We start from the raw sequence: 19539 nt of genomic DNA, 5'->3' as shown, positions 1-19539 counted from the left end.
CCCTACGATCCGGGCAGGGTCCGGCAGCCCCTCGTTGGCTTGTGCCCGCAACCCGGGTGCTCCATTCCGCGACGGTCCGGTGCGCTCCGCCCGTTCGGTCCGCCGAGCGGTCCGGGCGGCCGGGAACTCCGCCGTGGCCCGGGCTCGGGCGCAGAACCAGCCATCCGGCGGGGGTCCGATCCTGGACACGCGCCGACCGTCCTGTGTAGAAGTGGGGCACTACGAGTGGTTTGGCAGGTCTCGCCCCTCGGGGTTCCGGATGACAGGTACCACAGCGCTGGGAGTTGCGGCATGAGTGACAACCATCCGTCCGCCGCCGGCGGCAGCGCGGGCAGCGGCGCTCCTGACCACTCCGCGGCGGGCGGCGACGCGGCGTCACCGGCGCCACCCGGCACCGGGCGACTGGCCACCCTGCTCGACCCGCCGCAGCACACCGCTGCCGCCGCCGCCTTCCGGTCGGCCGACACCGTGACACCACTCGACTCGGACCGCACCGCGGAGCCGCGGCAGGGCGGCGGCCCGTCTGACGACCCGTCCGACGCCGGTGTCGGCAGCCTGCTCGACGACCGGCCGCAGGACGGACGGCTGGCCGCGCTCGACTGGTTGAACCGGCACACCGAGCGGCTGGCCCGGGCCCGCGGCCTGGCCGCCACCCTGAGCACCCTCCTCGACTCCGGCGCCACGCTGCTCGGCGCGGGCCGCGCACTGCTGGTCCCGCTCTCCCGCGAGTGCGCCGACGGCACCTCGGGCCGCCGCCCGGCCGCCGACTGCGAACACCCGCACGCGGCGCACGGCACCCTGGTCGGCCTGGCGCTGGACCGGGCGGCGCTCGGCGCGCTGGAGACCGTCCCCAGCGAGAACGGCCCGTTCGCCGGACTGCTGCGGCCCTTCGACCGGCCCGACCAGGTGCTGCACCCCGACCTGGCCGGCGACCCGTCGATCGGCGCACGGTTCCGCGAGGTCGCGGCGGCCCTGGAGATCGGCGCCTGCTTCGCGCTGCCGCTGGCCACCGAGGAGGACGGCCCGCTCGGCGCGGCCGTCTGGTTCTACGAGCAGCCGACCACACCCACCCACGAGCAGCGGGAGCTGGCCCGCCGCTACTGCGCCTTCGCGGCGGCGCTGCTGGCCGGCCGGCTGGAGGCGGAGCGCCGCCGCCGCTCCACCGAGGCGCTGCGCCGCGGCCTGCTGCCGGACCACCTGCCGTACGTCCCCGGGCTGCGGCTGGCCGCCCGCTGGGTGCCGGCCGGCCTGGACCTCGCGGCGGGCAGCGACTGGTATGACGCCATCGCGCTGCCGGACGGCTCGGTCGGGCTGAGCGTGGGCAGCGTCTCCGGCGACGGTCCCGGCGCGGGCCCCGGCTCGGCGCCGGGAGCCGCGACCGCGATGGGCCGGGTCCGCGCCGCGCTGCGGGCGTACGCGGTACTGGAGGGCGAGGACCCGGTCTCCGTGCTCGGCGATCTGGAGCTGCTGCTCAAGACCACCGAGCCGGCCCGGACCGCCACCGCGGTCTACGCCTGCGTGGAGCCCGGCGAGCGCCGGATCACCCTGGCCGGCGCCGGGCACTGCCCGCCGCTGCTGGTCACCCGCTACGGCGCCGAGTTCGTGGAGACCTCGCTCTCCGCCCCGCTGGGCATGCTGAGCTGCTGGGAGGCGCCCAGCGTGGAGCTCGGCGCGGAGCGCGGCGACCTGCTGCTGCTGTACACCGAGGGCCTGGCGCGGCGCTGCGGCAGCAGCCTGCACGCCGGGCAGGCCTGGCTGCGCAAGACCGCCGCGGACGCCCCCCGGGAGATCCGGCAGGACCCGGACCGGCTCTGTTCGTACCTGCTGACCAGCTGCGTCGGCGGCGCGGACGAGGCCGCGGCCGATGCGACCGACGACCTGGTGCTGCTCGCGGCCCGCTTCGAGTAGCGCGGGCGGCCCGGCCCTCCCGAACGGGTGAGCGGTCCGGCGTCCGTACCATGGGACGCACGGCCGCCCCACCGCGTCGCGATCCGACGCGTCCGAGGCGGCGAGAATCGCGAGGAGGCGACGTACGTGACCGAGGACCGTACCCCGGCAGCGGCCGACAACCCCGAGGGGGCCGGCACCGAGGAGACCGAGGCCGACCAGCCCGTCAAGGGACGCAAGAACGGCCTCTACTCCGAGGTGTCCGACGAGCTCGCCGCTTCGATGAAGTCCGGCTGGGCCGACACCGAGCTGCGCGGTCTCGAACCGATCCCGCAGGCCTCGTACGCCGCCGCCCGCCGCGCCGCGCTGAGCGCGCAGTTCCCCGGCGAGCGGATCGTGGTGCCCGCGGGCAACTTGCGCACCCGCTCCAACGACACCGAGTACTCCTTCCGTGCCGCGAGCGAGTACGTGCACCTCACCGGTGACCAGACCGAGGACGCGGTGCTCGTCCTGGAGCCGCTGCCCGAGGGCGGCCACCTGGCGTCCTGCTACCTGCTGCCGCGCTCGAACCGGGAGAACGGCGAGTTCTGGCTGGACGGCCAGGGCGAGCTGTGGGTCGGCCGCCGCAACAGCCTGGCCGAGGCCGAGCAGTTGCTCGGCCTGCCCACCCGCGACGTCCGCAAGGCCGCCGAGGAGCTGAAGGCCGACGCGGCCACCCCCACCCGCATCGTGCGCGGCTACGACGCCGGCCTCGAGGGCGCCCTCGCGGAGATCACCACCGAGGACCGCGACGACGAGCTGAAGGTCTTCCTGAGCGGCCTGCGGCTGGTCAAGGACGACTGGGAGATCGGCGAGCTGCGCGCCGCCTGCACCGCCACGGTCAACGGATTCACCGACGTGGTCCGCGAGTTGGGCCAGGCCGTGGCCACCTCGGAGCGCTGGATCGAGGGCACCTTCTGGCGCCGCGCCCGGGTCGAGGGCAACGACATCGGCTACGGCTCGATCTGCGCCGCCGGACCGCACGCCACCACCCTGCACTGGGTGCGCAACGACGGCGACGTGCGTCCCGGCGAACTCCTGCTGCTGGACGCCGGCGTCGAGACGCACACCCTCTACACCGCCGACGTCACCCGCACGCTGCCGATCAACGGCACGTTCAACCCGCTGCAGCGCAAGATCTACGACGCCGTGTACGCCGCCCAGGAGGCGGGCATCGCGGCCGTGAAGCCCGGCGGGCAGTTCCGCGACTTCCACGACGCCTCCCAGCGCGTTCTGGCCGAACACCTGCTCGCCTGGGGCCTGTTGGACCCGCAGACGTACGACGTCGAGAAGGTCCTGGAGCTCGGTCTGCAGCGCCGCTGGACCCTGCACGGCACCGGCCACATGCTCGGCCTGGACGTCCACGACTGCGCCCACTCGCGCCGCGAGGTGCACGCGGACGCCGAGTTGGTGCCCGGCATGGTCCTGACCGTCGAGCCCGGCCTGTACTTCCAGCAGGACGACCTGACGGTCCCCGAGGAGTACCGCGGTATCGGCGTCCGGATCGAGGACGACATCCTGGTCACCGCCGACGGCAACGAGAACCTCTCGGCCGGCCTGCCCCGGCGGTCCGACGAGGTCGAGGCCTGGATGGCCGGCCTGACGGGCTGACGGTTGCCACTGAGGGTGGTGCCCGGATCCACCGGTCCGGGCACCACCCTCAGGTCATGACGATGCCGTTCCAGTACACCGAGGGCCCGGTCGCGGAGTCCGGCCCGGCGTACACGTAGCTGGTCACTCCGTGGTAGTCGGACGCCTTGGTGAGCCCGAAGACCGACAGGTCCGCCTGGGCCTGCGGGCACTTCGTGCTCGGGTCCATGGTGAAGGCGGGCCGGGTGATGCCGTCGGTGCCCGCCTGGTGGGTCTCGGTGAGGACCGCGATCAGCTGGTCGAGCACGCCGGCCTGGTGCCAGAGCGTCTGCTGGGCGGCCAGGCCCTGGGCCGTGTGGGACGGGTTCACCTGGTACAGCGCGGTGAGCTTGGTGTAGTCCTTCGCCTTCGCGGCGGCCAGCACGTCCGACTCCACGCGGTACGTCGGGTCGGTGGTCTGCCCCTGGGTGACCTGGCAGTTCTGGTCGTAGGAGTCCAACTCCGGTCCCTCACCGGGCAATCCGGTGACCGGCTCGACCGCTGACTTCCCGGAGAGGTCCAGGCTGCCCAGGATCGACTGCAGGCCCGCCTCGTAGCCGGCCTTGAGCCCGTCGACCGCAACGAACACCTGCTGGCTCCGGAAGCCCCACATCCGGGCGGTGAAACTCTCGCCCGACGAGCAGCCGACGTGCCAGGTGGCGAGCGAGGCCTTGTGGTGGGCCACCGTGACGACCGTGTGGGACTCCGCGGTGAGGGTCTGGATATCGGAGTTGCCCGACGCGTCCTTCTCGTGCGGATTGTCCGAGGAGTAGCAGTACGGCTGGTGCGCGTAACCGTCGGAGGCGTCCAGGCTGCCGTCCCCGGGCCCGACCCCCTGGACGGCCTCTGTCGCGGAACCGTAGACGGTGACGTCGACACCGTACGGCTGGCACACTCTTTCCTGGTTGACCGGTGCGGCCTGGGCCGCCACACAGAGGTCGTTCAGGCCCTCGACCGTGACGGCCCACCCCGCCGGGACGGTGAAGGTGACGTTCTTGAAGGTGTAGGGAGTTCCGGTCGCGGCGCTGCTGCTCGACGCCCCGTCAGGAGACTGCTGCCCTCCGGCCGCCGGGCCGCCGGCGGTCACCATGCCGGAGGCGGACGGCGAGGGCGGGGACGACGCGACGACCGGGGACAGGGTCGGCGACGGCTGGGGGCTGACGCTGATGCTCGCGGCCGGGGGTGGGGTCTGCTTGGCCATCGGGGCGGCGTGGAAGCCGACGTAGCCGATCGAGGCCGCGGCGGCCAGCCCCAGCAGCGGAAGCGCCACCGTGTACAGCGGCCGGGTGCGCCGCATCCGGCGGGCCGGCGGGGCGTCGGTGCGCAGGTCGTGCGCCGAGAGCCGGCCGGCCCGGGCGGCCAGCGCCTCGCGCAGCAGCTGTTCCAGCGGCGTCTCCACCGGACCGTCGTCGCCTGCGTCCGGGACGGGGCGGTTCTTGTCGTCGGTCATCGTGCCTTCTCCAGCTGCTTTTCCAGCGCGTCGAGAGCACGGCTGGCGGTGGACTTCACGGCGCCTCTGGACAGTCCCAGGGTCTCGGCGATCTGTGCCTCGGACAGATCCGACCAGTAGCGCAGCACGAGCACCTCGCGCTGGCGGTCCGTCAATTCCTGGAGGGCGACGACCACCCGGCGGTGCTCGTCGTTGAGGATGGCATGGTCCTCGGCCGAGGGCGCGTCGGCCTCGTGCGGCGGCACGTACTCGCGCGCCGTCTTGCGGCGGCGCAGGACCGAACGGGATCCGTTCACCACCGCCGTACGCAGGTAGCCGAGCGCGTTGTCCAGGTTGTCGAGCCGCTCGCCGTGCTTCTGGTAGAGCGCGGTGAACGCCTCCTGGACCACGTCCTCGGCGATGTCCTGACGGTCCACCAGGAGCAGGGCCAGCCGCACCAGGCCCAGCCGGTGCGCGTGGTAGAGCTCGGTGACGGTGGGACGCTCCTCGCCGTCGGGCCGACCGCCGCGCAGCAGGCGGAACCCGGAACGGCGCTTGGCCGGCTCGGGCTCGGCGGCTGCGGAGGTCTCGGCGTCCTCGGAGCCCTCGGGGCCTTCGGAGCCGGCGGGCTCAAGGGCGCCGAAGAGCGACATCAGCGTACCCAGCGGGGTACGGCCCCACCCGACCCGCACCGGAACGACTGTCGGCAGGCCCGGCGCCAACGCCACGGACATGGACTTTCTGCTTTCCCCCAGGACGCCGGCGGACCGCAGCCCGGCCGCCTGCCGCGTCGACATGATGATCAAGGTTCGCGATTGACGAGACTGCTCCACCGCACCGATGTCTCATGATCCACACCGGTCGCCGCCGGCCCCCCACCGGCGCCGCCTCCCCCGTCCCCCCACTGACCTAGACGTCCATCCCCCGGCGAGGTTGCAGCCGGGTTCCGAGAAGTTTTCAGGACCGGATGTCGCCGGCCCTCAGCAGACCAGGCCGAGGTCGATGGCCGTGGCCGTCTTCGGGTCCACCGGGCGCCGGCCCTCGGTGGGCCAGCCCTCGCGGATCCAGTACTCCAGGCCGCCGATCATCTCCTTGACCTCCCGGCCGAGTGCGGCGAGCTTCATCGCGCCCTTGGTGGAGCCGTTGCAGGCCGGGCCCCAGCAGTAGACGACCAGCAGGCCGGGCGGCAGCTCGGCGACCCGCTCGGGGGTGATCTCGGCCAGCGGGAGGCTGATCGCTCCGGGGAGGTGGGTCCGGCGGTGGGCGCCCTCGATCCGGACGTCGAGGACGGTGAAGTCCTGCTGCCCGTCGCGCATCGCGTACCAGACGTCCGCCGGGTCGGCCTGGCAGCCGAGGCGCTCGGCGAAGAAGGCGAAGGCCCGCTCGGGGGAGACGGCCGGGATGGCGGTCACGGGCGAGGGGGTGGAAGGCGAAGCGGTGGCGGCAGTGGTCATCTTCGGTCTCCTGGTGGGCGGTTGCGGAACTCCCTGGTGCTGAATCGATCTTCTGCCCCGGAAGCCCCTCCTCGACAGTGGCGTGAACGACTACACTCGCCAATATCTCGCCAAGCACAGCAGGGGGTTTCCGATGGCCGAACAGCGCAGCCCACAGCCGGTCCCCGTGTCGATCGGGCGCCGTCCCGAGCCGGTCCACACCATCGCGGTGTACGCCTTCGACGGTATGGCGCCGTTCGAACTCGGCGTGGTCGTCGAAGTGTTCGGGCTGGCCCGGCCCGAGCTGTCCGGCCTGCTGGCCACCCCCTGGTACGGGCTCAAGGTCTGCGCCGACGAGCCCGGCACCCCGCTCTCCGCGGCCGGCGGCTTCTCGCTGACGGCCCACCACGGCCTGGACGAACTCGCCGCCGCCGACACGGTCATCGTCGTCGGCGTCCCCAACACGTTCAGCGGCGAGGTCTCCCCCGGGCTGGTCGCCGCCCTGCGCACCGCCCACGAACGCGGCGCCCGGATCGTCTCGATCTGCTCGGGCGCCTTCGCGCTGGCCGCCGCCGGACTCCTGGACGGCAAGGAGGCCACCACCCACTGGCGGTACGCCGAACTGCTCCAGCAGCGCTATCCGAAGGTCCGGGTGAACCCCGAGGTGCTGTACGTCGACAACGACGACCTGCTCACCAGCGCGGGCAGCGCCGCCGGCATCGACCTCTGCCTGCACCTGGTCCGGCGCGACCACGGCGCCAAGGTGGCCAACACGGTCGCCCGGCGCTTCGTCGTCCCCCCGCACCGGGACGGCGGGCAGGCCCAGTTCATCGAGGCGGCGGTCAGGCCCGTCGAGGAGGAGGACGACGGCGTCACCCGCAGCATGCACTGGGCGCTGGAGCACCTCTCCTCCCCGCTCACCATCTCGCTGCTGGCCCGCGCCGCCCAGATGTCCGACCGCTCCTACCTGCGGCACTTCACCGCCCGCAACGGCACCAGCCCGATGCGCTGGGTGATCACCCAGCGGATCGCCGCCAGCCTCCCGCTGCTCGAATCGCTGGACGGCACCGTGGAGGAGATCGCGACCGCCGTCGGCTTCGAGAGCGCCGCGACCTACCGCCACCACTTCGGCCGCACCATGCGCACCTCACCGACCGCCTACCGCCGCACCTTCGGCCGCACCTCGGCCTGACCGTCCGTCGCAGCCAACGGCCGAGCGCCGCACGGCCGGTGGGACCGGGCGGCGCCGACGAGGACGGCGGCGTCAGTGACCGGCGCGGGCGGCGTTGGCGAGGATGGCGTCGTGCAGCCACTGCGCGAGGCCGGGGGCGATCTTCTCGTAGGTCGCCGTGAAACGCGGGTCGGCGACGTACATCGCGGCCAGGCCGCGGTGGATGCGGTAGTCGCAGTCGTAGTGGTTGGCGGTGATCTGCGCGCGGTGTGCCTCCGCGAGGTCCATCGCCTCGACGCTGTCGGGCGCGTGGCCGGCCGCCATGGCCTCGGCCAGCCGCCGGTGGACGGCGTCCGCCTCCGCGGTGACCCGCTGCCAGTCGGCCTTGGAGTAGCCGCCGGTCCGGCGCCGCGCCTGCTTCCAGGGGTCGGTGTCCGCGTACCGCTGCTCGGCCTCGGCCTCCCAGCTCTCGTCGTAATCGGGTCCGAAGACCTCGAACTTCTCCTCGGGCGTCAGCTGAATGCCCATGCTCGCTGCCTCCATGGCGTGTTCGACGGCCGCGGCCAGCTCCTGGAGACGGTCGATCCGGGCGCGCAGCAACCGGTGCTGGCGCCGCAGGTGCTCGGTGGGACTGGTGTCCCCGTCGTCCAGGACGGCCGCGATCTCCTCCAGGGAGAACCCGAGTTCGCGGTAGAACAGGATCTTCTGCAGCCGGTCCAGATCGGCCTCCCGGTACAGGCGGTAGCCTGCCGCGGTGCGTCCGCCGGGTGACAGCAGCTTGATCCGGTCGTAGTGGTGCAGGGTGCGCACGGTCACCTTGGCGACCTTCGCGACCTCTCCCACCGTGTACCCGCTCATGTCCGGGTGCTCCCTTCCTTGCTGTCCACCACCCTGCGCCCTGACGTCGCGTAGGGGTCAAGCCGCCCTTTCCGGGTCACTTCCGGCACTCTGGCAGACACCCCGGTGCGAGTCTCCGACCGGCGGATCGTCAGGGGGCGAAGGAGTTGGAGGTACCGCCATCCGGACGGGGATTGCCGGGCATCGGAGCGGCACCAGAGGATGGTCGGATGATCCTCCAACAACCCGCTCTCGGTCGACGGCTGGTCGCCGAGACGGTGGGCACCGGCATCCTCGCCATGGTCGTGATCGGCTCCGGCATCCAGGCGGCCGCGCTCACCCAGGACGGCGCGGTGCGGTTCCTGGCCAACGTGCTGGCGTCGGTCTGCGCGCTGGGCGTGCTGATCGCGCTGCTCGGTCCGGTCTCCGGCGCCCACCTCAACCCGTTGCTCTCGGCCGGGGTCTGGTGGACCGGCCGGGGCCGCCCGGGCGCACTGACGGGACGCGAGCTGGCCGGTTACGTCCTCGCGCAGGTCGCGGGCGCGGTCGGCGGCGCGGTGCTGGCCAACGCGATGTTCGGGCGCCCGGCGGTCGACCTCTCGCACCACGTACGGTCCGGCGGGGCCGTGTGGACGGGCGAGGTGGTGGCCACCGGCGTGCTCCTGCTGCTGGTGTTCGGGCTGACCCGCGGCGGGCGCGACCGGTACGCGCCGGTGGCGGTGGCGGGGTGGATCTCGGCGGCCTGCTGGGGCACCGCTTCGGGGAGTTTCGCCAACCCGGCGCTCACCCTCGGGCGGGCGTTCAGCGACAGCTACGCGGGGATCGCCCCGGGCTCGGTGCCCGCGTTCGTGCTGGCGCAGCTGGTGGGCGCGGTGGCGGGACTGACGCTGGTGAGCGTGCTGTTCGGCGGCGCACGGCGGCCGACCGAGGAGAACGTCCCGGTCGAGGCGGCCGCGGCGCAGGCGGCGGGACCGGTCCGCGAACCGGTCGCGGAGCTGATCCGCACGCCACGGCTCAGCCGCGCCTAGAAGGCTCTCAGTTGCGAGAGGCGGTCAGCACGCGGCTCTCCGAGCGCTGGCTCGGCACGCCCGCGCGGCCCTTGGCCCGGCGGCCGCCGCCACCGCCGCGACCCGGTCCCGCGCTGCTCCCCGGGCGGCCGCGCCGCTGCTGTTTGGTCGGCCAGAGCAGCACGTACGCCGTGGAGACCACCACGAACCCGAGCCGCACCAGCCCCCGCCCGGAGTCGGACGGGATGAGCAACGTCCCGCCGTACAGCGAGGCCAGCGCGATCCAGCTCCACCAGGGCACCAGCCGGCGCTGGCCGACCGCGTCCCAGAGCAGCGTGCCGAGCAGGATCGACGCCGTGTAGTAGGTGTAGACGCTCGGGTCGAGCAGGATCCGGGCGTTCGCGCCGATCAGCACCACGGCGGGCCAGCGTCCGCGCCGCACGGCGATCGTGCCGAGCCCGAGCCCCACCGCGAACTGGGCCGGCCGGTCCCACCACGGGGTGGCCGGATCGGAGACGCCGAGCCAGCGCAGCGAGGAGGCGGGCTGGTTCGGGATGGTGAACTTGGCCGCCGCCATCGAGCCGAGGTTGCCCAGGTAGAAGGGCAGCCAGGCGATCGCCACCAGGCCCGCGAACCAGGCGAAGGTGCGCAGCCAGACCGGCCGGGGCAGCGCGAGGATCAGCGGCAGGAACGAGATCGCCCAGGGTTTGGAGTCCACCGCCAGGGCGAGGAAGATGCCGACGGCGGCCGGCTTGTTGCGCACCAACGCCTGCACGGCCAGCGTGGTGAAGAAGAGTGCCAGGACGTCGTCGAGGTGTCCGAAGCGGACCGAGACCTCGACCCACATCGGGATGAAGGCCAGCCCCGCGATCAGGATGCGCTGCTGGAGCCGGCGGTGGTTGGTGCCGGTGCCGCGGTAGTACCAGGCCGCCGTGCGGCCGACCAGCACCAGCATGACCAGGCCGAGCGCGGACATCGTCCCCTCGGCCAGGACCTGGCCGACCCGGTCGGAGAAGGGGGCGAAGAGCCGGGCCGCGGCCAGGCTGACCGGGCCGATCTGGAGTTCCGGGTGGTGGGCGTAGAGCGACAGCCCGCCGCCCTCGCCGCTGGCGAAGAGCAGCTGCTCACCCTGGCGCAGGTAGTGCCAGGAGACGCCGCCGCTGGGCTCGACGATCAGGAACCAGACGACGGTCCAGACCAGGAGCAGAGCGTGGTGTCTACGGACGGGCAGGCCGAGGATCCGGCCGGTGTCCGCACCGTAGTCGGTGGTGACCGCTGCCGCGCTGTCTTGGCGCACCTGTCCCTCTTCCCCGCACCGGCTCCCCCCGGCCGGACATCATATGCGATCTATAGGAACATTTGTCCTTGTTCCAGGTCACAGCGCTGGACGGCGGGACGGCGGGTTGATGACCGCCGCCGGGGACGTCGCAGGCCCGTCCCGAGACGGCCGAGGCCCGTCCGGACAGTGCGCGGACGGGCCTCGAAACCAGCCGGGAACGGCTGTCATGCCAGGTCAGACGGGGTCGGCCGGGGTCGGCCGGGCTCGGGTCGGCTTTGCCGGTCGGTCTTAGGCGTGCGAGCCGGACCGGCGGCGGCGGACCAGCACCAGGGTGCCGATACCGAGTGCCACCGCGGCGGCGCCGCCGATCGCGATCGGGGTCGCGTCGTCACCCCCACCAGTGAACGCCAGGCTCTGCTGGTCGGCGCCCGCCGCGGACTTGGCCGCCGCGACCGCGGTCGGCGCGATCGGCACGGTGACCGGCTTCGGCGGGGTGACGGGGAAGACGACGACCACGTCGGAGTCCGAGGGGGACGGCGCGGCGGGACTGGTCGCCGGCTGGGTCGGGCTCGGGCTCTTCGACGTGGAGGCCGACGCCGACGCCGACGTGGAGCTGCTCGCGGACGCCGAGGCGGAAGCGGAAGCGGAAGCCGACGCGCTGGCGGAGGCGGACGCGCTCGCCGAGGCAGAGGCCGACGCGGAGGCCGAGGCGCTGGCCGAAGCGGAAGCCGACGCGGAGGTGCTGGCGCTGGCGGAGGCCGACGGCTTCGGGGTCTTGCTGCCCGACGGGTGCGGCGGCTTCGGCTTGCTCGGCGCCACGATGCAGAAGTAGTCCGGCTTGCTGTACGCGAACTCGCCCGCCTGGGTCGGCGCCTTGTCCTGGTCCACCGGCGCCCAGTACGCGAGGTAGGTGACCTGGGCCGGCCCGGTCGGCGCGTCGCTCGGCAGGGTCAGCCGCAGCTTGATCGAGACCGACTTGCCACCCGCCACGAAGACCAGCCCGGCATCCGCCGGCTCGCCGTTGGCGTCCAGCGGGCCGAGCAGGTGCACGTCGTCCATGAACTGCGGGATGGTGCTCGGCTGCCAGCTCTTGGAGCTGGCCCGCCGGTAGTCCAGGCCGTAGGAGTCGGTGTCGAGGTCCTCGGCCTTGTTGGTGATCTGCACCGCCGGGAAGAAGACCAGGTCACTGTCGGTGTGGTTGGTCAGCTGGACGGTGAACTCGGTGGCGGTGCCGGCCTCGACCTTGTCGGGGAGGCCCTCGACCTGGAGCTTCGGCTGGGTGGCGGCCGGCTTGGACTCCTGGGCCGTCGACGGGGAGGCGCTGGCACTGGCTGCCACCAGACCGGGCAGCTGCATCGGCGCGGCGAGCGCGGTGTGCGCCCCCGTCAGGACGGTGGTGGAGGCGAGCGTGGTGACGGCCGCGAAGGCGATTCTGCGACGCATGGCTTTTGAGCACCTCACGGAGATGTGCTCGCTGGGGCTGGGACCCGGCGGAGCGCGACGGTGGAGAGGAACAGCGGACAGCTGTGCCCAAGCGTCCGGCCCAGCTGAGAGTTTGAGCGACAGTACCGGACTAACCGATGAGCATAAAAGCCGCATGCACGCTTCGCCGTAGAGTCCCCGGACCCCAAGGGCCGTGGGTGTACGACGTGGTGGCCGCGGCGCCGCGTCGGCGGCCGGCAACGGTGAACCGATACGTCCAGGAACGAGCTGGTTTCAGCCGGCCCAGGGGTCCACGTCCGGCAGCTCACGGTCGGCGAACCTGTACGCCTGGCGGCGGTGGAAGGGGTCCAACAGCAGGCCGTGGTCGATCAGTCCGGCCCGGACAGCGACCGCGCGGGAGCCCGCGTTGTGCGCGTGCGCCCAGGCGACCACCGGCACGTCCGGGCTGTGCCGGTTGCCGGCGGCGATCGCCGCAACGGACAGCTCGGTGGCGTAGCCACACCCCCAATGGGCATGCGCCAGGCGGTAGTAAAGGTTCCAGTTGCCGCGCGAGGCGATCAGTTGGACGCCGCCGATGCCGATCACCTCGTCGTCGCCGCGCAGCCGGGCCGTCCAGTAACTCAGGCCCTCGCCCTCCCAGCGCGCGACGGCGCGCTCGATCCACTCCCGGGTCGTCGCCGGGGTGGCGTGCCGGCCCTCCGGCTGGTGGCGCCAGACGGCCGGGTCGGCGTTGATCCGGTACAGCGCGTCGAGGTCGTCCAGGGTGACCGCGCGCAGGTCGAGGCGTTCGGTCAGGACGCGCCGGAAGTCGGCCTGGTCGACGATCGGCGCATCACTCATCCGACGAGACTAGGAGGACCAGCTCGGCGTCGGCAACGCCTTTGTGCTCAGTCGGTGATGCCGCCCTGCGCGTTGACCTTGTCGATCCGCACCCGCACCAGCAACTCGCCCGGCACGCCGTTGCGCGCGCCGTACTCCTCGGCCCGGTCCTCGCCCATGTAGCGGGCCGCGATCCGGCCGGCCCAGGAGCGGACCTCGGACAGTTCCTCGCTCAACTCGGCCCGGCCCTCGATCAGGACGAACGCGAAGGGCGGCCGCTCGTCGTCGACGCAGAGCGCCAGCCGGCCGTCCCGCGCCAGGTTGCGACCCTTGACGGTCTCCCGGCCGGTGTTGAAGACGAGGTCGTCGCCGTCCAGCAGGAACCAGACGGGGGCCAGGTGCGGACGGCCGTCGGCGCGGACGGTGGCCAGCTTGGCCGTCCGGGTCCCGGCACTGAGGAAGGAGCGCCAGGCGGCGTCGGTCATAGCGGTCATGCCGCCATCCTGGCGGACCACCCGTCCGCGGTCGATCAGCCACACCGGCCGTGCGCCGACGCTCACGGACCGACACGACATATCGCGTTGCGGAGCCGCTGTGGTCGACCTCACAACAGGGCCGCCCGGACGCCCGCACAACCGCGCCGAGCAGGCACTTTGGGTACGTACGGGTGCGCCGTAGCCTGGCAGGGGGGTACCGCGGCGGTTGCGCGAACGAGGACCTGTCCCGCACAGTCCTGGTGCACCGGATCCGCCCGAGCCGCTATCTGCCCGTGGCCCGGACGGACATCACGTGGGGGGAACGAAAGGTCTCCTCCCACAGCATGCGCACTCACGCGAAGCACCGACGAACGACGACCGCCCCGCGCCGCCTCCAGCTGGCCGCCCTCGGGCTCGCCGTGGCGGCCGCCGCCACCGGCACCACCGCCTGGGCCGCCCAGGCGCAGACCGTCCCCGCCCCCGTGGTCCTGGACTCCCTGTCGCTCTCCGCCGCCGCCCCGGCCGCGGGCAGTCCGGTGACCGCGACGGCCAAGGTGCACGCCGGCCGGTCGCTCCCGGTCCAGCGGCTGACCATCGCCGTCCGGGCCGCCAACGGCGACCACTACGACTTCCCCGGAGCGATCCAGACCACGCTGGGCACCTCCGAGACCAGCTTCACCCCGGGCGCGCGGGCCTTCCCCGCCGGGAGTTACCACTACTTCCTGGCGTACGAGACGGGCGGGACCTGGCACAACCTCTCGCCGGTGGGCACCTTCAGCAGCGGCGCGAGCGCCCCGGCCACCAAGCCGACGCCGTCCGCCACGCCGACGCCGACGCCGACTCCCACCCCCACGCCGACGCCCTCGCCCAGCGCGAAGCCGACCCCGACCCCGACCGCCACCCCGACGCCGTTCGCGTCGCCCACGCCGTCGCCCTTCGCGACGCCGACGCCCACGCCCACTCCCACGCCCACGCCGACGCCGAGCGCGAAGCCCACCCCGACCCCGACGCCCACCCCCACGCCGTCGCCGTCCGCGTCCGCCTCCACTCCGGCGGGCACCGGCCCGCTGGGCATCCCCGGCACCTGGCACTCGGTCTTCGACGACGAGTTCAACGGCAGCAGCCTCGACACCTCCAAGTGGACGCCCAACTGGCTCGGCTGCGCCACCTGCACCACCGGCCCGGTCAGCAGCGCCGAGTCGCAGGCCTACGCCCCGTCGCAGGCCACCGTCAGCGGCGGCTCCCTGCACCTGGCCGCCGTCCAGCAGCCGACCACCGTGAACGGCAAGACCTACCCGTACACCTCCGGCATGGTGCAGTCGAACGGCAAGGCGCAGTTCACCTACGGCGCCTTCGAGGCCCGGATCTACCTGCCGGCCTCCGGCTCGCAGATCGCCAACTGGCCCGCGTTCTGGACCGACGGCCAGAACTGGCCCACCGACGGCGAGATGGACGTCATGGAAGGCCTCAGCGGCAACGCCTGCTTCCACTTCCACTCGCCGTCCGGCGGGCCCGGCAGCTGCGCGACGGGCAACTTCACCGGCTGGCACACCTACGGCGCCGTCTGGCAGCCCGGCTCGGTGACGTACTACTACGACGGCACCGAGGTCGGCACGATCTCGACCGGGATCACCTCGGCTCCGCAGTACCTGATCCTCAACAACGCGGTCGGCGGCTCGGGCGGCACCTCGCTCGCCCCCTCCGACATGCAGGTCGACTACGTGCGGGTCTGGCAGCAGTAGTCCCCACCGCCCGGCGGGCCGGTCAGGCCCAGGTCGGCGTGTCGGTGCCCCACAGGCCCGGCCCGCGCGACCAGTCGGCCGGAGCGCCGGCGTAGCCGATCGGCGGCAGGGCGTAGGTCAGCAGGCCGTGCGGTGTCCGGACCTCCCCCAGCCACCGCGCGGCCTGGTGCGTCCCGTCGCCACCGGGCGCAGGCGTGCGGATCCCGTCGGTCAGCCACCCGGCCGTACCGGCCAGGGAGCAGCGCAGCTGGGCACTGTCCCCCGACTTCTGGCGCTCGGTCAGCGCGCGCAGAACGGCCGCCGCCAGCAGGTAGCCGGTGCCGTGGTCGAGCGCCTGGGCCGGCAGCACGCCGGGGCGGCCGTCCGCCGCTGCCTCGGTCACCGCGATCCCGCAGCCGGCCTGCACCAGGCTGTCGAAGCCACGCCGCGCCGACCACGGTCCCGACCAGCCCCACGCGCAGAGTTCGGCGACGACCAGCCCGGGACGGCGCTGCGCCAGCGCGTCCGGCGACAGGCCGTGGGAGGCCAGCGCGCCGGGCCGGTAGCCGGTCACCAGGACATCGGCCGAGTCGAGGAGCTGCTCGAACACCGCGCGGTCCTCGGCCTGTTGGAGGTCCAGGCGGGTCGAGCGCTTGCCGAAGCCGGTGTCCGCGTGCGCCTCCTCGCTCTCCGGCAGGTGCGGCGAGTCCACCCGCAGCACGTCCGCGCCGAGCAGCGCCAGCGTCCGGGTCGCCACCGGCCCGGCGATCACCCGGGTGAGGTCCAGCACCCGCACCCCGGCGGCCGGCAGCGCGGCCGGCGGCAGCACGCGGGCCGCGCCGCCGGGGAGGCGGCGGGCCTCCACCAGCGGGAGCACCGGCGCCGGTCGGGCCGGCGGGACGACGGCGACGGCCAGCCCGCCCGCCGCGTACACGGCCTCCTGGACGGACTCGGCGGTACGCCCGGCCAGTTCGACCGCCAGCCGCCGGGCCATGATCTCGTCTCCGTCCGCGTCCGTGTCCGGCAGACCGAGTGCGGACAGCAACCGGGCGCGGTGGTGCGGGTAGTTGGCGTGCGTGCGTACCCAGCCGTCGGCGGTGCGCCAGAATCCGGAGAGCGGCGCGAAGCTGACCGGCGCCCGGCCGTCGATCCGCAGATGGCGCTCGCTCACGAACGCGGTGGCCACCGCGCCCTCGTCCACCCGCACGGCCGGCACGCCGCCCCCGTTCCGCGCGGCCAGCAGCTCCGCCGCCGCGAGCGAGCAGACACCGACCGTCGCCCGCGCCAACTCCCGCACCGGCAACCCCGACGGAAGCCCGTCACCCGGCCCCTCGTACGCCACCCCCGCCACCAGCTCCGGCGCCCCGCCGAGGGCGGCCCAGGCCTGCGCGGTCGGCTCGTCGATCATCTCTGTCATACCCGCCATCCTGCCCCTGACCAGGCCGATCGCCCAACGGCGCCGACGGTGACGAGCGGGCCCGCTCTGGTGCTGCGCTCCCAACCCCGCCCGGGGTCGGGAAGCTCAATGTCCGTCAGCCGCAGCCCAGTTCGAGACCGGCGAGCATGGCCTGCACGCCGGCGCGGTACATCCGCTCGGCGGCGGTGCCGTCCTCACCGCTGACGCCCCAGCTGGTGAGCGGGGCGCGCAGGACGGCGGTGAGTTCGAGGCCGACGAGCCCGTGCATCACGCACCAGAGGCAGTAGGCGGCGCGGGTGGCTGCGAGACCCTGGGCACCGGCGCGGTGCACGGCGTCGATCAGCGGCGCGAAGGCGGCCTGCAGCACCTCGGCGTGCAGGCCGTCGGCCGGCTCGAAGTCCGGCAGCGGACGGCTGAACATGAAGACGTAGCGGTGCGGCACGTCCAGCGCGAACCGGCGGTAGGCGCAGCTGAGTTCGCTCAGATCGTGCAGTGGGTCAGTGGTGGCCGGGATGAGCGCCAGGGCGTCCGTGAGCACGCTGAAGGTGCGCTGGTACAGCGCTTCGAGGAGCCCCGGCCGCCCGCCGAACCGGCTGTAGACCCCCATCGTCGAGGACCCGGCCTCCTCCGCGACCCGGCGCACCGTGAGTTCGGGGGACCCGTGCTCGGCCAGCACGCGCAGAGCTGCGTCGACCAGCCGTTCGGCCAGCTCGGCCTGCGCGGCCGCGCCGGGGAGAGAACCGCGCGCCATGGGATCGTCCTCCGTTCGTGCCGCGTCGCGAGCAATGCCATGACCCTAGATGATGGAGTCCGAAGTCCGGGCTGGTCAGTGGTCCGCCGTGGGTGCGGGCGCCGTGCTGTTCCAGCGCTCAATTCATCTGCTCTGCTCGAACCCGAGATTCCGCCGCGCCTGCGCCAACTGCCGCGAGACGGCCACGGCCGCATGGCGCGAGGCCAGTTCGTCCCCTTCGTCGAGATGCCGTGCCGCGTCGTCGCGGCGATCCTGCTGAGCCGCGAGATAGGCGAGCCCGACCAGGTTCGCCGCCGCACCGTCTTCGAACCCGAGTTCGCGACGGAGCCGGGTCGACTCGGTCAGCCGCTCGCGTGCGACGTCGAGCTGCCCGGCGCGGTGCGCACCGATGCCGATGTGGCGGAGGATGTAGGAGGCGGTGAGCCGGTCCCCGGTCTCGTTCGCGAGGCTCAGCGCTCGGTCGAACACCTCTGCCGCCGCCACGTCATCCTGGTCGATCATCTGGTTGACGAGCCCGACCCAGAACAGCGCCTCACCTTCGCCACGCCGGTCCCCCAGCGCGGCGTAACACCTGGCGGCCTCCGCGAACAGCTCCGCTTCCCGCGGGTCGGCCAGGCCGCTGTCGAGGAAGTCGGCGTGCAGGAGCCGCCCCCGGGCGAGAGCGAGGTCGGCCGCGACCGCGTCGAGCGCGCGCCCGGCGGCGGGGAGACCGGCGCGGTCGTCAGCGAAGACGGCGCGGTGGTAGGCGAACTCGGCGAGGGTCAGGCGGGAGTCGTCAGGCACGGAAGCGAGCCTAGCGGGGCAGGAAGATCAGTGCCCTGCCCGCAACGGTCACGCCGTCGAGCGCAGCTGCGGCCGCGAGCGGCGACAGCCCCGAACCGGGTGACCGGCTCGGGGCTGTCGGCGGTGCGCTGCGCTCAGCAGTCGGCGGGGAAGTCCCCGGCGCGCACGCCCGCGACGAACGCCCGCCAGGCGTCGGCGCGGAAGACCAACGCCGGGCCGTCGGGGTCCTTGGAGTCACGCACCGGCATGACGTCCGGGCCGATGAAGGCGGCCTCCACGCAGGCCGACTTCGCATCGCTGTGGCTGGACTTGAACCACGCTGCGTTCGTCAGATCAACCTGTTCCATAGTTCCCTGCCATTTCGGAGATCAGGCGCCTGGACGCCTCTTCGTTGAGTGCGGTGTCCCAGATGTTCCCGAACGCCGCGTCGTATCGTTCGATCTCATTGGGCTTGTCCAGGTAGAGATCACCGGTGAAACCGTCCGAGTAGACCGTCGGCGGCTCGGTGTCGCTGCCATCTCCGTTGAGCGGGAACCGGAGGATGACGAACGAGCCCGTGATGACGCCCAGATGCAGTCCGGCTTCGAACGGCACCACCCTGAGCGAGACGCTGGGCAGTTCGGAGACCTCTACCAAGTGTGTGAGCTGGTCCCCCATGACGACGTCCCCACCGACCGGACGTCGCAGGACGGATTCGCCGAGCACGGCACGCAGGACAGGGGGCTCGGTGACCCTGCTGAGGAGAGACTGCCGAGCGATCCGCAGCGACGCGCGCCGGTCAATCTCCTCGGCATCCTCAACCGGGTTGCCCGCGCTGATGATGGTTCGTGCGTAATTCTCGGTCTGCAGCAATCCGGGGATCAACTCGTTTTCGTACCAGTCGAGCTGGGACGCAGCAGCCTCCAACCCGATGAACAGGTTGAACCCTTCGGGGATCACATCCCCGTACGCGTGCCACCACCCGCGCGACTTGGTCTCCTTCGCGAGCCCCTTGAGCACCTCCGTGAGCTCCCCCGGCGCGCCGTAGACCTTGCACATCGTGTCGACGTCGTGGCTACGCAGCGAAGTCTGACCGGTCTCGATGCGCCAGAGCTTCGCCTCCGACCACTCCAGGTTGCGCGCGGCCGCCCGCACCGTCAGGCGGGCGTTGTTCCGCAGATCGCGGAGGTATCGCCCGAGTTGCCTGCGCGGCACGGTCGAACCTGTCGGACCGTCAACCATGGTCTGCCCCTTCCCAACTCCAGTATGAAGCACACCCCGCACTCGAAATGAAAGCACCCGTTCTACCACTCCGCAATGAGCGACAAATGTTCGAGCCGGGTATATCGAGGCAATCCAAATGAAGTCTTGCAGATAACCGAGAGGCAGGAGCACACTACGTTCAGTAGTCCATTGTCCGTGACAGTCAGTCATTCTGA

The 19539-nt window shown here is 72.6% G+C and carries 18 protein-coding genes; 5 read left to right on the top strand and 13 right to left on the bottom strand.

Going from position 1 to position 19539, the window contains the following annotated elements; all coding sequences use genetic code 11:
• Positions 1–291 precede the first annotated feature (291 nt).
• Together BS80_RS21285 and BS80_RS21280 are read left to right on the top strand one after the other, a co-directional pair.
• Positions 292–1908, top strand: a complete 1617-nt coding sequence (locus BS80_RS21285; RefSeq protein WP_051966868.1) for a PP2C family protein-serine/threonine phosphatase — start codon at positions 292–294, stop codon at positions 1906–1908.
• 126 nt (positions 1909–2034) lie between these two features.
• Positions 2035–3537 carry an aminopeptidase P family protein gene (locus tag BS80_RS21280; RefSeq protein WP_035799664.1) on the top strand — a complete coding sequence of 501 codons (1503 nt, stop codon included), beginning with the start codon at positions 2035–2037 and terminating at the stop codon, positions 3535–3537.
• Between the two features lie 49 nt (positions 3538–3586).
• On the opposite strand, the gene BS80_RS21275 is transcribed toward BS80_RS21280, so the two are convergent.
• The 3 genes from BS80_RS21275 to BS80_RS21265 all read right to left on the bottom strand — a co-directional run bounded on the left by BS80_RS21275 (position 3587) and on the right by BS80_RS21265 (position 6438).
• Complete coding sequence (locus tag BS80_RS21275; RefSeq protein WP_035799662.1) at positions 3587–5005, bottom strand: hypothetical protein; 1419 nt, start codon at positions 5003–5005, stop codon at positions 3587–3589.
• Positions 5002–5718, bottom strand: a complete 717-nt coding sequence (locus BS80_RS21270) for an RNA polymerase sigma factor (protein WP_332262183.1) — start codon at positions 5716–5718, stop codon at positions 5002–5004. The genes BS80_RS21275 and BS80_RS21270 overlap by 4 nt, the downstream gene beginning before the upstream one ends.
• Before the next feature lie 246 nt (positions 5719–5964).
• A complete protein-coding gene (locus tag BS80_RS21265) occupies positions 5965–6438 on the bottom strand; it encodes a rhodanese-like domain-containing protein (protein ID WP_051966867.1) in 474 nt (157 codons plus the stop codon).
• Positions 6439–6571: 133 nt separating this feature from the next.
• Here BS80_RS21265 and BS80_RS21260 point away from each other — a divergent pair, with 133 nt between their 5' ends.
• On the top strand, positions 6572–7609 hold the full coding sequence (locus BS80_RS21260) for a helix-turn-helix domain-containing protein (protein ID WP_083975002.1): 1038 nt from the start codon (positions 6572–6574) through the stop codon (positions 7607–7609).
• A gap of 72 nt (positions 7610–7681) precedes the next feature.
• On the opposite strand, the gene BS80_RS21255 is transcribed toward BS80_RS21260, so the two are convergent.
• Positions 7682–8446 carry a MerR family transcriptional regulator gene (locus BS80_RS21255; protein WP_035799661.1) on the bottom strand — a complete coding sequence of 255 codons (765 nt, stop codon included), beginning with the start codon at positions 8444–8446 and terminating at the stop codon, positions 7682–7684.
• Positions 8447–8655: 209 nt separating this feature from the next.
• On the opposite strand from BS80_RS21255, the gene BS80_RS21250 reads away from it, so the two are divergent.
• Positions 8656–9453, top strand: coding sequence for an aquaporin (locus BS80_RS21250; protein WP_051966866.1), 798 nt, complete (start codon positions 8656–8658; stop codon positions 9451–9453).
• A gap of 7 nt (positions 9454–9460) precedes the next feature.
• Here BS80_RS21250 and BS80_RS21245 read toward each other — a convergent pair whose 3' ends face one another.
• The 4 genes from BS80_RS21245 to BS80_RS21230 form a co-directional block, all read right to left on the bottom strand.
• Positions 9461–10729 (bottom strand): hypothetical protein, encoded by a 1269-nt coding sequence (locus BS80_RS21245; protein WP_408607418.1) that lies wholly within the window; start codon positions 10727–10729, stop codon positions 9461–9463.
• A gap of 270 nt (positions 10730–10999) precedes the next feature.
• Positions 11000–12154, bottom strand: a complete 1155-nt coding sequence (locus BS80_RS21240; RefSeq protein ID WP_035799659.1) for a hypothetical protein — start codon at positions 12152–12154, stop codon at positions 11000–11002.
• A 273-nt stretch (positions 12155–12427) separates the two neighbouring features.
• Positions 12428–12994, bottom strand: coding sequence for a GNAT family N-acetyltransferase (locus BS80_RS21235; RefSeq protein WP_051966865.1), 567 nt, complete (start codon positions 12992–12994; stop codon positions 12428–12430).
• A 47-nt stretch (positions 12995–13041) separates the two neighbouring features.
• Positions 13042–13458, bottom strand: a complete 417-nt coding sequence (locus BS80_RS21230) for a PPOX class F420-dependent oxidoreductase (protein WP_083975332.1) — start codon at positions 13456–13458, stop codon at positions 13042–13044.
• Positions 13459–13793: 335 nt separating this feature from the next.
• Here BS80_RS21230 and BS80_RS21225 point away from each other — a divergent pair, with 335 nt between their 5' ends.
• Positions 13794–15191, top strand: a complete 1398-nt coding sequence (locus BS80_RS21225) for a glycoside hydrolase family 16 protein (RefSeq protein WP_157536435.1) — start codon at positions 13794–13796, stop codon at positions 15189–15191.
• Between the two features lie 22 nt (positions 15192–15213).
• On the opposite strand, the gene BS80_RS21220 is transcribed toward BS80_RS21225, so the two are convergent.
• The 5 genes from BS80_RS21220 to BS80_RS21200 all read right to left on the bottom strand — a co-directional run bounded on the left by BS80_RS21220 (position 15214) and on the right by BS80_RS21200 (position 19342).
• Positions 15214–16587: a CoA transferase gene (locus BS80_RS21220; protein ID WP_083975000.1), complete on the bottom strand. Its 1374-nt coding sequence runs from the start codon at positions 16585–16587 to the stop codon at positions 15214–15216.
• Between the two features lie 115 nt (positions 16588–16702).
• Entirely contained in the window at positions 16703–17338 is a 636-nt protein-coding gene (locus BS80_RS21215) for a TetR/AcrR family transcriptional regulator (RefSeq protein ID WP_051966864.1), read from the bottom strand.
• A 123-nt stretch (positions 17339–17461) separates the two neighbouring features.
• Positions 17462–18121, bottom strand: coding sequence for a hypothetical protein (locus tag BS80_RS21210; RefSeq protein WP_051966863.1), 660 nt, complete (start codon positions 18119–18121; stop codon positions 17462–17464).
• A gap of 134 nt (positions 18122–18255) precedes the next feature.
• Positions 18256–18468 (bottom strand): DUF397 domain-containing protein, encoded by a 213-nt coding sequence (locus tag BS80_RS21205; RefSeq protein ID WP_035799656.1) that lies wholly within the window; start codon positions 18466–18468, stop codon positions 18256–18258.
• Positions 18455–19342, bottom strand: coding sequence for a helix-turn-helix domain-containing protein (locus BS80_RS21200; RefSeq protein WP_035799654.1), 888 nt, complete (start codon positions 19340–19342; stop codon positions 18455–18457). The genes BS80_RS21205 and BS80_RS21200 overlap by 14 nt, the downstream gene beginning before the upstream one ends.
• Positions 19343–19539 lie beyond the last annotated feature (197 nt).

The sequence above is a fragment of the Kitasatospora mediocidica KCTC 9733 genome, assembly GCF_000744225.1.
GTDB classification, from domain to species: Bacteria; Actinomycetota; Actinomycetes; order Streptomycetales; family Streptomycetaceae; genus Kitasatospora; species Kitasatospora mediocidica.
This window is presented reverse-complemented; position numbering and strand designations above follow the sequence as displayed.

Coding starts and splice junctions, on each gene's coding strand:
- BS80_RS21285 (WP_051966868.1), top strand. CDS start 292: ATGAGTGACAACCATCCGTCCGCCGCCGGCGGCAGCGCGGGCAGCGGC.
- BS80_RS21275 (WP_035799662.1), bottom strand. CDS start 5,005: ATGACCGACGACAAGAACCGCCCCGTCCCGGACGCAGGCGACGACGGT.
- BS80_RS21270 (WP_332262183.1), bottom strand. CDS start 5,718: ATGTCCGTGGCGTTGGCGCCGGGCCTGCCGACAGTCGTTCCGGTGCGG.
- BS80_RS21265 (WP_051966867.1), bottom strand. CDS start 6,438: ATGACCACTGCCGCCACCGCTTCGCCTTCCACCCCCTCGCCCGTGACC.
- BS80_RS21260 (WP_083975002.1), top strand. CDS start 6,572: ATGGCCGAACAGCGCAGCCCACAGCCGGTCCCCGTGTCGATCGGGCGC.
- BS80_RS21255 (WP_035799661.1), bottom strand. CDS start 8,446: ATGAGCGGGTACACGGTGGGAGAGGTCGCGAAGGTCGCCAAGGTGACC.
- BS80_RS21250 (WP_051966866.1), top strand. CDS start 8,656: ATGATCCTCCAACAACCCGCTCTCGGTCGACGGCTGGTCGCCGAGACG.
- BS80_RS21240 (WP_035799659.1), bottom strand. CDS start 12,154: ATGCGTCGCAGAATCGCCTTCGCGGCCGTCACCACGCTCGCCTCCACC.
- BS80_RS21235 (WP_051966865.1), bottom strand. CDS start 12,994: ATGAGTGATGCGCCGATCGTCGACCAGGCCGACTTCCGGCGCGTCCTG.
- BS80_RS21230 (WP_083975332.1), bottom strand. CDS start 13,458: ATGACCGACGCCGCCTGGCGCTCCTTCCTCAGTGCCGGGACCCGGACG.
- BS80_RS21225 (WP_157536435.1), top strand. CDS start 13,794: ATGCGCACTCACGCGAAGCACCGACGAACGACGACCGCCCCGCGCCGC.
- BS80_RS21220 (WP_083975000.1), bottom strand. CDS start 16,587: ATGACAGAGATGATCGACGAGCCGACCGCGCAGGCCTGGGCCGCCCTC.
- BS80_RS21215 (WP_051966864.1), bottom strand. CDS start 17,338: ATGGCGCGCGGTTCTCTCCCCGGCGCGGCCGCGCAGGCCGAGCTGGCC.
- BS80_RS21205 (WP_035799656.1), bottom strand. CDS start 18,468: ATGGAACAGGTTGATCTGACGAACGCAGCGTGGTTCAAGTCCAGCCAC.
- BS80_RS21200 (WP_035799654.1), bottom strand. CDS start 19,342: ATGGTTGACGGTCCGACAGGTTCGACCGTGCCGCGCAGGCAACTCGGG.